12 protein-coding genes are annotated in these 11829 nt (G+C 38.1%); 7 read left to right on the forward strand and 5 right to left on the reverse strand.

Features of this window, described 5'->3' with window-relative positions; genetic code table 11:
• Window positions 1-36: 36 nt before the first annotated feature.
• Entirely contained in the window at window positions 37-531 is a 495-nt protein-coding gene (locus tag P4S65_RS16160; RefSeq protein ID WP_337120577.1) for a phosphatase domain-containing protein, read from the forward strand.
• 58 nt (window positions 532-589) lie between these two features.
• Here P4S65_RS16160 and P4S65_RS16165 read toward each other — a convergent pair whose 3' ends face one another.
• Window positions 590-979, reverse strand: a complete 390-nt coding sequence (locus tag P4S65_RS16165) for a hypothetical protein (protein ID WP_337120578.1) — start codon at window positions 977-979, stop codon at window positions 590-592.
• 87 nt (window positions 980-1066) lie between these two features.
• Window positions 1067-1453 carry a hypothetical protein gene (locus P4S65_RS16170; protein ID WP_226929071.1) on the reverse strand — a complete coding sequence of 129 codons (387 nt, stop codon included), beginning with the start codon at window positions 1451-1453 and terminating at the stop codon, window positions 1067-1069.
• A gap of 137 nt (window positions 1454-1590) precedes the next feature.
• Between P4S65_RS16170 and P4S65_RS16175 the strand changes: the two genes are divergently transcribed.
• The gene (locus P4S65_RS16175; RefSeq protein ID WP_337120579.1) at window positions 1591-2745 is read left to right on the forward strand and encodes an IS110 family transposase; all 1155 of its coding nucleotides are present in this window, start codon (window positions 1591-1593) and stop codon (window positions 2743-2745) included.
• A 390-nt stretch (window positions 2746-3135) separates the two neighbouring features.
• Here P4S65_RS16175 and P4S65_RS16180 read toward each other — a convergent pair whose 3' ends face one another.
• Window positions 3136-3378, reverse strand: coding sequence for a hypothetical protein (locus P4S65_RS16180; RefSeq protein ID WP_193226673.1), 243 nt, complete (start codon window positions 3376-3378; stop codon window positions 3136-3138).
• 332 nt (window positions 3379-3710) lie between these two features.
• On the opposite strand from P4S65_RS16180, the gene P4S65_RS16185 reads away from it, so the two are divergent.
• Entirely contained in the window at window positions 3711-5135 is a 1425-nt protein-coding gene (locus P4S65_RS16185; RefSeq protein ID WP_337120580.1) for a sugar porter family MFS transporter, read from the forward strand.
• Window positions 5136-5346: 211 nt separating this feature from the next.
• Here P4S65_RS16185 and P4S65_RS16190 read toward each other — a convergent pair whose 3' ends face one another.
• The gene (locus P4S65_RS16190; protein WP_337120581.1) at window positions 5347-5748 is read right to left on the reverse strand and encodes an outer membrane beta-barrel protein; all 402 of its coding nucleotides are present in this window, start codon (window positions 5746-5748) and stop codon (window positions 5347-5349) included.
• A 199-nt stretch (window positions 5749-5947) separates the two neighbouring features.
• Between P4S65_RS16190 and P4S65_RS16195 the strand changes: the two genes are divergently transcribed.
• Complete coding sequence (locus tag P4S65_RS16195; RefSeq protein ID WP_008138531.1) at window positions 5948-7183, forward strand: helix-turn-helix domain-containing protein; 1236 nt, start codon at window positions 5948-5950, stop codon at window positions 7181-7183.
• A gap of 258 nt (window positions 7184-7441) precedes the next feature.
• Here the strand turns inward: P4S65_RS16195 and P4S65_RS16200 are convergent, their stop codons facing one another.
• Window positions 7442-8401: a response regulator gene (locus tag P4S65_RS16200; RefSeq protein WP_337120582.1), complete on the reverse strand. Its 960-nt coding sequence runs from the start codon at window positions 8399-8401 to the stop codon at window positions 7442-7444.
• 339 nt (window positions 8402-8740) lie between these two features.
• Between P4S65_RS16200 and P4S65_RS16205 the strand changes: the two genes are divergently transcribed.
• From P4S65_RS16205 to P4S65_RS16215, 3 genes are all read left to right on the forward strand, one after another.
• A complete protein-coding gene (locus P4S65_RS16205) occupies window positions 8741-9004 on the forward strand; it encodes a GrxA family glutaredoxin (protein ID WP_007378969.1) in 264 nt (87 codons plus the stop codon).
• A gap of 160 nt (window positions 9005-9164) precedes the next feature.
• Window positions 9165-10997 carry a DEAD/DEAH box helicase gene (locus P4S65_RS16210; RefSeq protein ID WP_306723813.1) on the forward strand — a complete coding sequence of 611 codons (1833 nt, stop codon included), beginning with the start codon at window positions 9165-9167 and terminating at the stop codon, window positions 10995-10997.
• Window positions 10998-11507: 510 nt separating this feature from the next.
• Window positions 11508-11822 (forward strand): hypothetical protein, encoded by a 315-nt coding sequence (locus P4S65_RS16215; protein WP_232224766.1) that lies wholly within the window; start codon window positions 11508-11510, stop codon window positions 11820-11822.
• The last annotated feature ends 7 nt before the right edge of the window (window positions 11823-11829 follow it).

The raw sequence follows: 11829 nt of genomic DNA on the forward strand, positions 1-11829 counted from the left end.
TATTAAAGTAAATTCATTAAAAATAAAGGACTTACCATGAGCGCGCATCCGTACGATGTTTTATCACTCAATAACGGCGCAAATATTATTTTTACGCCTTGCCCAGGCACAAAAACACAAAACCTAGCTGATTCAATCGCTACATTAAAAGCTGCTAAAACTCACATGCTGCTTTCACTTATGCCGCAAAAGGAGCTTGAAAAAAACAACGTAGAAACAATTAATAATGAGTGCAAAAAACACGATATAACCTGGTTTCATTTACCTATAAATGACGACGAAGCACCCAAACAGCCTTTTACATCAAGCTGGAACACCCACAAAACCGACATATTACAGGCCATACAACACAAACAAACCATTGCCATACATTGTAAAGGCGGCACAGGACGTACAGGTTTGGTCGCTGCGCTTATTTTAAATTCGGCAGGTTACACAAAAGAAGAAGTATACAGCCTAGTACAAGGCATTCGCCCTAAAGCGCTTACTATAGATCTGCAAAAAGAGTACTTTGAGAGCTTTGAGGTGTAAGTAAGGAATTGGGGAGGGTTTAGCACTATAAATAGTGCTAAAAATATTCTTTTAAATGTCATTCTACGGCCTCAATCAATCGTCCAGTCATTGAGATACCAACAAGACTAATTGGTGTGTCAGCAGCGAAAACGTAAAACCAAACTATTTGCATTTGCTGGTCTATTAAACAAACTTGCCTCTTTAGGTGAACAAATGCAAATATCACGTCTTCAACACTGTATTTATCACGAAGAAATGACATAACTTTTTCTGTTGCATTACCAATTGATATTGGTGGTTCGCCATCACCTAAGTCCCAATTAGGACGGTTTAACAAATCATCTGGTGTAATAAATAGCTTTTTCCCATATCTCTCAAAAGTAGAGGACTCAAAGCAGCTGGGAAAGTAAGCATCAGCACTTATATTTATAGAAACTAAAATTAAAAGTAGATAAAGTGCTCTCATATCCATCCGTGCTTATAACGTCCCACGCAGCTGGAAACGCGAGCGCTCTGGCGCAGCCAGCAAGTGTTTTTCCGATGACTTGCCTTGTTAGTTTTCAATTTTTTCGGCAATTTTACCATTAATAAATAGTACTCCATTTTTTACAAGTACATCTCCATTCCAGATAGAACCATAGTATGCATCATCAAGATACAAGTCCTTCTCATACTTCCCAACGATCTTTAGCGTATGCATATTTTCGGAAGTCCCAAATTTTATCGTATGGTTTAAGGGAGAGGGAGAACTTTTACCAATAGTTTCTATAGGAATTAATTTTTCACTATATGGTTCAATGATTGTTACACCCAAGCCCGGATGGATAATATTGTACTTAAAGGAGTTGCCGACTCTTTTTCCTTCATCAGCACCAGTAATCCCATAAATACTTGCACATCCAGATACGAACATGATTAAAATAAGACAAAATAACCTCAAAATTGACTCCATAAGTTTATTTGAAAACTAGACATAATGACTCCCACACGGTGTTAGCCTCCGCTTTTCGTGGGTTAGCTTAATTCAAAGCCAGAGCCATAATTAGTTTGTCAATTAACTAAACAGCAGAGGCTAACATGAATAAACATAGCATACTTTTTATCGGTCTTGATACACATAAAGAATTCAATGAAGTCGCCTATATTGAAGAACATAGAGGTGCGAAACCCGTTCATCTTGGCCGAGTTTCGTCTTCCAAAGTGGCTGTTCAAAAGCTTGTTCGTCAGTTTGAATCCAAATACCCTGGCGCAACACTTCATTTTGTTTATGAAGCTGGCCCATGTGGTTATTGGATTTACAGATTAATTACCAGTCTCGGCCATTGCTGTTATGTGGTTGCACCCTCTCTTATTCCCAAAAAGCCAGGTGAGAAGATTAAAACCGATAAACGTGATGCCCTTAAGCTCGCTAAATTACTTAAATCTGAAGATTTAACACCTATTTATGTTCCCGAGCCTGAAGATGAAGCCGTACGTGATTTATCTCGCGCACGCGAAGTGGCAATGAAGGATTTAAAAGATGCTAAATATCAATTAAAGGCACTGCTGCTTCGCAATAATATTAATTACAGAGGCACTGCAAATTGGTCACAAAAACATTTACGTTGGCTCACTGAGCTTGTGTTGCCACATCCCGCGCAGCACATCGTCTTACAAGAGTTTTTACACACAATTAATGAACGAATAAGCCGACTTGAACGGCTAGACAATGAACTAACACACCATGTTCACCAGTGGCGTTATTATCCTGTAGTAAAAGCAATACAAGCTATGCGTGGCGTTCGTTTGTTGGTCGCCACCGGCGTTGTTGCTGAGCTTGGCGATTTATCGCGCTTCGACCACCCCCGCAAATTAATGAGTTATCTTGGTCTTGTACCTAGTGAGCACTCGAGTGGTGGCAAACGCCATATTGGCGCCATCACAAAATGCGGAAACGGCCGAGCGAGGCGCCTTCTCGTTGAAGGCGCACACACTTATCGGTATGCGGCAAATATATCGACAGATATGCAAAAACGACAAGAGGGTTTACCAAAGGACATTATTGATATTGCGTGGAAAGCACAACTTAGGCTCTGCAAGCGCTATAAAAAAATGATAGCCAAAGGGAAACATTACAACCTGGTTGTCACCGCCATTGCTCGAGAAATGATTGCATACATATGGGCAATTGCAAAAGAAGTGGTGCTAACGCCATTAAATACAAAACTTAGATTGGCAAGAGTACCTGCATGATAAACGAATTAGAGTTAATGCATAGGATCAAGCATCGGGAGTGGCACAACCACCGACGGCGTTAGGATGGCAATGTAGCTAACGCTTCATTGAACCACGAACATAGACTGAAGACAGGTGCCACGACGAAATAAGTAAGGTCTGCTCTGTTACTAGAAATAGTAATAACCAACGAATATCAGCAAGATAACCGACGACATTACTTGCTTCATCCTATGTATTAACTCGCTCTAATTCGAGCTAAAGTAATTATGGCTTAAAAAAGTTAGGCAGGGATCAGTGCGTTTAACTTGACAGTGGTAGTCATACCAACGCTTAGATAACAGGCTAAGTAATGGTTGGCTAAACTGTGTAGCGAAGCGAAACGTAGCCAACTGTTACTTATTATGTTTACCTACCACCAGAATCTTGATTGTTATTAGGTATATCATTACATACAGCACAATTAATATTTTTGCGATAATTGTAGAAACGCCTAATAGCAAAAATGGTTACCGATACTAAGGCCCACAAAATACCGAATTCAATAGAGTATTCTAGACTTCTGCCTTTTAAGTATTGAACGCCTGTCAACAGAGAAAAAATAATTGGTAGAGCTATAGCGTATTGAAAAATCCATTTTTTTATTGGCATAAATATTCCATTAACACTCTGAGCTTGAAGTAAACATAACAACTTAATCGACGATATTTGTCGTTTTATAAACCGACAATGTTCCTATATTCAATGCATTTACCTTAACCACCAAATAATCACTTGTAAACAATTACCTAACTTCCAATCAATTTATGTAATTGCAAAAGCACACTTAAAGGTACAGATCAGTAATATTGTTCCAACAGGCACTTCCTATACAAAGCATATTATTTATTAAAATTCAGTCTGTGTTATCTAAAAAGGCAGTAACTTAATTTTAAAGTAACGCCAGTAAGCTAATACCTTTAAATTAACTTTCAGGGCATATAATGACAACGCACACACCGCCTTCCCACTCAGCCAACACAGCTGAAAACACCTCTCTTTTTTACGTAATATTTATATCGGCCGTGGCTGCTATTGGTGGCTTTTTATTTGGTTTTGACTCAGGCGTTATTAACGGCACAGTGTCGGCACTTGGTAATGCATTTAATTCAAGCAGTGTAGCTACGGGCTTTAATGTTGCCTCTGTGTTACTTGGCTGCGCCCTAGGTGCGCTTGCTGCGGGACCGCTGGCTGATAAATTTGGTCGGCGTGCAATTATGATCATCACTGCGATTATTTTTGCCATTAGTGCATTTGGTTCGGGCATTAGCGAAAGCTCTGCGGAGTTTATTTTTTACCGTTTATTTGGTGGTTTAGGTATTGGTGCTGCATCGGTATTAGCGCCAGCTTATATTGCAGAAGTTGCGCCACCAGCACTACGTGGTCGTTTAGCTACATTGCAACAACTCGCTATTGTATTGGGTTTATTTGCTGCTTTTTTAAGTAACTACTTAATTGCTGATGCAGCAGGCAGCGCGCAAAATATTTTAATGCTTGATATAGCTGCTTGGCGCTGGATGTTTTGGGCTGAGCTTGTGCCTGCTGTGTTGTTTTTAGTCGGTGTTTTGTTTATTCCAGAGTCGCCTCGTTATTTAGTGGCGCAAGGTAAAGTAGACGATGCAAAATCGGTATTTAGTAAAATTTCGAACGACAATGTTGATGCGCAAATAAGCGATGTTAAAGGCTCTTTGCATAGCGATAAAAAGCCAAGTATTCGTGATTTATTTATTGATAACAGTAAAAAAGTACACCCAATTGTTTGGGTGGGTGTTGCGCTGAGTGTATTTCAGCAATTTGTGGGGATTAACGTGGTGTTTTATTACGGCTCTGAGCTTTGGCAAGCCGCTGGGTTTGATGAGTCGCAATCGCTATTTATAAATGTGCTCGCAGGTACTACTAATATTGTATCGACCTTTATTGCCATTGCCCTAGTTGACAAAATTGGCCGTAAACCACTGCTATTAGTCGGCAGTATTGGTATGTTTATCAGCTTAAGCGCGCTTACTTATATATTTGGCAGTGCAGGCCTTGATGAAGCAGGCAAACTTGCACTTAGCGATAACATGGGTACGTTTGCGCTTATTATGGCTAACTTATTTGTGGTATTTTTTGGCTTAAGTTGGGGCCCAATTGTGTGGGTATTATTAGGCGAAATGTTTAATAACCGTATTCGGGGGGCAGCGCTTGCTGTTGCGGCTAGTGCGCAGTGGATTGCTAACTTTGCCATTACCATGACCTTCCCTATTATGCTGGCCAATATTGGCCTTGCTGGCGCTTATGGCTTTTATGCGTTATCGGCACTTATAAGTATATTTTTTGTTGTTAAATATATTAAAGAAACACGCGGTAAAACGCTCGAATCTATGTAATATCAATCTACATAGTCAGTAATGGCGAGGCTACTCGCCATTTAGCTACGAGCTTTAAAACTCAAATAATATACCCAATTGAGTTGTTTCATTGCGGCCGAACTCAACTTCAGTACTCGCATACGAAAGTGAAAGTAGAACCAAATCACCCAGCGGTACTTCAAATCTTACTTTATAAGTAAAATCAGTTCCTGAAAATTCCTCTTTTGCCTCAGGGCCTGGGTTTAAAAAACCCTTGTTTAGTGTCTAATTCCCAGCGCGATAACCCAACCATTGGCACAACCCTAAAGTGTGTTGCTAAATCAAATGAATACCCTATCATTGCCTTAAATTCATACGTTTCGTAACTATCAAAAGTACCAAATAATACATCACTTGATGTATAGGCTAAATTAGCCTCTGTGACTACATTGTTTTCAAACTTATAACCGAGTATATAACCAAGCGAAAACCCGTCGGTGTCAAAATCTTCTTTTAAAATTGCAAAATCTTTATCTACTTTTATTTTTCCTGTACCAAGCTCAACGCCCATTCTTATTTGAGCCTCATTGGCATGTGTAGTAAAACTACTCATTAACAATGTAAATGCACTAAGTGTGATTATTTTTTTCATTTTATTATCCAATATTGAGTTGACCTTAAAACGACACTTTGTTGCTCCAAGGGTGTGTTCAATATATGATATTAAGCGTACCCAAATTAATCCACGGACATAACCGGACATTTTATGTATTGCGTTAGGAAACCTTTTGTCAGAATTGAAATCCCTCCTAAGCCGTAAAATATTTAATACCGACTTACAAGAGTAAAAATTGAACAATTCAAAAACTGCCCTTCTAAATCGAGGGCAATTACAACAATATATAATAGAGCAATCGATAAAACATTTATGGCTTGCCAATCAAATAGGTGTAAGCGAAAAAACCCTTACTCGATGGCTTAATGGCTCAGTTACAAGAATACGTCTGAGTAATTTAAATAAGCTTGCGAGTGCTTTAAATTGTGAAAAAGGAAGCTTGATTGCCCGTTCAGAAGTGGATATTTACCCGAGTGAAGAGAACCGAGATATTTTAGTAAATGAATTGCATAACGATGGGCTTTTGTATGAATTAATGATGAGCAGTAAGATTAAGCTCGCTATTTCTTTAATTAAATCAACATTTCACTCCGCATTACCAAGCGCTATTGTGGCCAACTTCTATATTAAACTTGGTTATGCCGCGCTTATTCATCGTCAATATGAAAAAGCACTACAATATTTTGATAAAGGCCTTAATAAAGCAATTAAAGTGAATGATCTTCCGTTAGTGTTTTCTGCTAATTTAGGCACTGCAATTACTTTACTATTCTCTTGTGAGTTTAAAAGGTCACACCATTACTTAGTAATATGTAATGCCACATTACAACACGCGAACCAAGAGAAGGCTCACTATTACAGCACAAATGCACTTTTCTATTTATATTCTGGTGATATAAACGCTGCAATCCAATCAGCTAATTTATGCTTAAACGAATGTGATATAACAACCGATTCAATAGAAAAGAATCTATTTAAGAGTACCGCTTTACAGCTGCTCGGCGCGTGTTATTTGTTACAAGGCGATATTGAATTAGCGTATACACTTTGCGCTGAATCACTAAACGTAGCCAATCTATCTGGGTATAATCGCTGTGTTGCGGTATCAAAAGGATACTTAGCCGCTATTCATTGCACAAACGCAAACTATGTACTTGCAGAGCAACTTATAGCCCAGAGTATTGCCTTAGTAAGTGACGAAGATATTGCACTACCGAGCTTGTTGTGTATCTCATTATTTATTTACCGAAAAACTGGGAACAGTTCAAAATTCGCGGTTTCTTTAAACGCACTAAACAAAATTTGTAACACCGCTACAGTCCCTAACACCTTTGCTATATATCAACTTTATTTAATAAATATAGAGCAGGGTGAGATGCACAAGGCATCTGAAAAATTAACACATATTGAAAACACACTAACTCAGCTCTCACTCCCGCTTTGGCAGCCATGGTTAACTAAGCTAAGCTAGTATGTTTTCAATATGTTAGTAAATCTCTTAACCAGAGTTCAGGTGATGTAGTTTTATTGCACTCATTTGTAAAAACTCACTTATACCAACCTGCTTATATATGGGGTCTATTTAACGTTAAGAAAATTACGCTAGAACTAGGCAAAAATTTTTGTATCTAGTTGTTCTAAATAAAAAATTTTTAACAACGTTATAGTGCAATTTAATTCGTTAAATTGATCAAAGGTTTATGCAGGTTGGTATTATTAGCCGGCTAATTTAATTAAGCTGCCAAGGCTTAATAAATTTTTCCAGATCCGCTTTTGTGACTGGTTTTTGTAAATAATGCGTAATGCCTTTTTTAAATAATTTTGCTATTTGAACATCATCTGTGAGACCCGACAAGATAGCTTTTGGTGTATCAGTATTTAAAGTACTTTTGCTTACTAACTGCTGCGCTACATCACTGCCAAATATTTCTGGCATACATTCATCTAAAAGCAGTAAATCAAATTGATTATTTAAAGCTAGCGTTAATGCACTAGCACCGTTATCTGCACATGTTACCGAACAACCGAGCATTTCAAGCATCACTTTAGTCGCTACTTGACTTGGTAAGCTATCGTCAGCAACTAATACAGACAAGCGTTTCTGGGCATACAATGAAGTTCGAATAGCGACCAAGTCTGTATCAAAAAAGGGCCATCCAAGCACATTGCCTGATAATTCTATGTCTTTATTTAGTTCATCAACTTTACCAATAGCATAAAGTTTTATACTATTTTTTAAAAAGTTAGTATCCAGCTTTCGCATTAGAGAATGACTATTTAAGTGTCGTAAGTCCTCGAGTTGTAGAAATTCATTACAAGTATTTTCGTATAATCTAAAATTAAAAGCATACAGCTCATGAGTGTGCGCTGACATTATTGAACAGCTTTTAAATAATGTTTCGCAATCAGTTAAAACACCAACATTTTGATTAAGCCTAAGTGCTAAATCAATAGGTTGTTTGGTAACTAACAGACCATCCACATCAAATGTATTTTCTTGGTTAGCATCATCTATCCAATAGCAAACATTAACTCCTAAGGTATTCGATCTAACTTTTAGCACAAAATTATCATTTACTGACTTCAAAGCAGGAATAATAAATTTTTCGCATTGCGCTAAAACGTGTTCATAAGGCGCATGTAAACATACGTAATTGCATTGCAGCTCATTGATTAAAGTAATTGACATATACCGCTCTTGTGTTTCGCAGTATTTACCTATTACCCCTTGGATAATCTTTAAAATATGGCTTTGAGTATTCATATGTATCTTATGTAACTTTGTATACTTAGCTTAAATCAAGTTACATGCCACATTTATAAACATTCTTTATTGACTATATTCAATAACTTAAAAATTAATATTAAAAACACTTTAGCCGTATTCGCATTTTAAAAATCATAATGCGAAGCATATTGGGGCGACTTCCTGTATTTATGCTTTATTAGAACAGTCCAATCGATTTTTTGCGCTTTAAAATATTTTTTAATCATTTAAAATGATATCAATCAAATAAAGGAGAGCATTATGCTAACAGTAATTTTTGGCCGTGAAGGCTGCCCATTTTGTGTACGCGCCAAAGACGTAGCAGAGCAATTAACAAATGAACGTGATGACTTTAAATTTCGTTACATCGATATAATTAAAGAAGGCATTAGTAAGGCCGATCTTGAAAAGTCAGCAGGCAAACCTTGCCCAACAGTGCCGCAAATTTTTGTAGACCAAAATCACATTGGTGGATTTACCGAATTTGAAGCTTACGCAAAAGAAAACCTAGGCTTGTATAAATAAGCTTTGTATCAAATATGTTAACCAGATCAATAAACCCAATATTGAACTGGTTAAATTTCGACCAACATCAAACACATAGAAATTAGTTTCAATTTATACAAGCATTTGCCTCGCGAATCCTATATAATGCGCGCCTCTTTAAATTCGTTGAGGCGTATTAATGTCAGAACCAGTCACGTTTGAATCTCTAAATCTTTCTCCTGCAATTTTGAAGGCAGTTGAAGAGTTGGGTTACAAGACACCATCTGAAATCCAAGCTCAATGTATACCGTTATTGCTAGAAAGAAAGGACGTACTGGGACTAGCTCAAACGGGTACAGGTAAAACCGCAGCATTTGCACTGCCATTACTAAATAATATTGACCCGTCTGTGAAACAGCCACAGATCCTTGTACTCACACCAACACGTGAGCTTGCGATCCAAGTTGCTGAGGCATTCGAACAATATGCTAAACATGTTCGTGGTATTGAAGTATTGGCACTCTATGGTGGCCAAAGCTACAGTATCCAATTAAGCGCACTTCGTCGTGGCGCTCAGGTTATTGTTGCAACTCCAGGTCGTTTAATCGATCACATTAACCGTGGCACTATCAAGTTTGATGCTCTACAAGCACTTGTACTTGATGAAGCCGATGAAATGTTACGTATGGGCTTTATCGATGATGTAGAAAACATCATGGAAAAAACACCGCGCGAAAAGCAAACATGTCTTTTCTCTGCGACTATGCCTAAGCAAATTCAAAACATCAGCAGCAAATATATGAACAATCCTGAACAGGTTCATATCTCTGCGCGTAACTCGACAGTATCATCTGTTGAGCAAGTGTTTTGGAATGCAAGCGTACATAAAAATAAAGCAATTGTTCGCTTCTTAGAAGCTGAGCAATATGAAGGTGCTATTGTTTTCGTTCGTACACGTAACGATACAGTACAACTTGCTGAGTTATTAGAGCGCGAAGGTTTCTCTGCTGCTCCACTTAACGGTGACATGAACCAGCAAGCACGTGAACGCACTGTAGATCGCTTAAAAAGTGGCATGCTAAACATTGTTATTGCAACAGATGTAGCAGCTCGTGGTCTAGATGTTGACCGTTTAAGCTTAGTTATCAACTACGATATCCCACAAGATTCTGAAGCCTACGTTCACCGTATCGGCCGTACAGGTCGTGCTGGTCGTACTGGTAAAGCAATCTTATTCGTAAAACATAACGAACGTTATTTACTTAAAAATATCATTCGTCATACGAAGTCTGAAATTGCTCAAGTTGAATTACCAACAGCAAAAATTGTTGAAGAAAAACGTATCGAAGCGTTACAAGCAAAATTAACTATTGCGCTTGAAAACAAAGACATCACGTTCTTCAATGAAGTAGCTACTAACATGGCTGAAAAACTTGACCTTCCTCTTGAAAGCTTAGCGGGTGCGTTACTGTGTTTAGCACAGCAACAGTCGCCAATTAAAGTTGAAGAAGTTAAGATTCAACCTCGTGAACGTAACGAGCGTAACGACCGTAATTCACGCAACGACCGTGGTGACCGTGGACGTCGTAACGAACGTGGTGGTGAACGCGCTGAGCGTAAACCTCGCGAACGTAACAGCCGTGATGCAGGTCCTATGGATACTTACCGTATCGAAGTAGGTCGTGAACATGGTGTTCAGGTTAAAAACATTGTTGGCGCTATCGCTAACGAAGCTGACATCTCAAGCAAGTTTATTGGTGATATTCGTCTGCACGACAATCACAGCACGGTTCAATTACCGCAAAACATGCCTAAAGATGTACTTGATCATTTCCAAAAAGTGTTTATTTGTAAACGCCCTATGGGCTTAACAATTACCACTGATCAAGGCCCTGCTGAACCACGTGGCGAACGCTCTGAGCGTCCAGCTGGTGATAAGAAACGCAGCTTTAATAAAGATGACGGCGCACGCGGTGATAAGCGCAGCGGTCCTCGTAAAGAACGTCGCCCTGTAAGCTTCACAGCTAAATAAGCAACGACTCTTTAATAAAAAACCTTGCCACGAAAGTGACAAGGTTTTTTTGTTTTTAAGCTGTTGCTACAATGAAAACAAGGTAAACTTTCGCGTCAATTCAATAGCAGCTAGGGATAGTTTTTTTAGCCTGAGTTCGGGTTACTTAATGCCTATAAATACATTTCTCTGATTTTAAAATAACAAAAATTCTGTAAACTAGACAAAGGCTATAATTCACGGACGAATTAAAAATTGAAAAAGATTTACGACAACTTGCTCTTTGTAGCAATAGTACTCCCCATTTTATTATGCATCACTATACCTATTTTAATGGACTTTACAGATCCACCATTCATCTCAAATGAACTATACGACGTTGTTTTCTTTATAACCCTTCCTATTATCTGTTGTGCACTATTTATCTATTTAAATATACTTATATTCAATAAATATAAACGCTGCAGTAAATATAGAGAATCACTTAAATACAATTTATCAGATACTAAAATAAAATTAGCATCCATTTTCATGTACCCATTATCCCCTTTATTAATCTTTGGAATACTCTATGTTTTTATCTCTGATCCTATTAAATTATGGGCTTACTACACGCAAGGCGACTATTGGTATAAAGAATACATCCTGACCGATGTACAAGAGTGTGGCACTGAGTATGAAGATAGCTGTACTCGTTTATACTTCAAAGACCCTAAAACGAATAAGATTCATGATTTTAGGTGGTATGACGATAAGTCTACAATAATGAACAACAAAAATGATTATGTGTATATTGTTGGTGAGACCAGCTTGTTTGGCTATATAGTGAGAGATTTAGAAAGGTAACTTAGAC

The organism is Pseudoalteromonas sp. B131b (assembly GCF_037162545.1).
GTDB lineage: Bacteria > Pseudomonadota > Gammaproteobacteria > Enterobacterales > Alteromonadaceae > Pseudoalteromonas > Pseudoalteromonas fuliginea.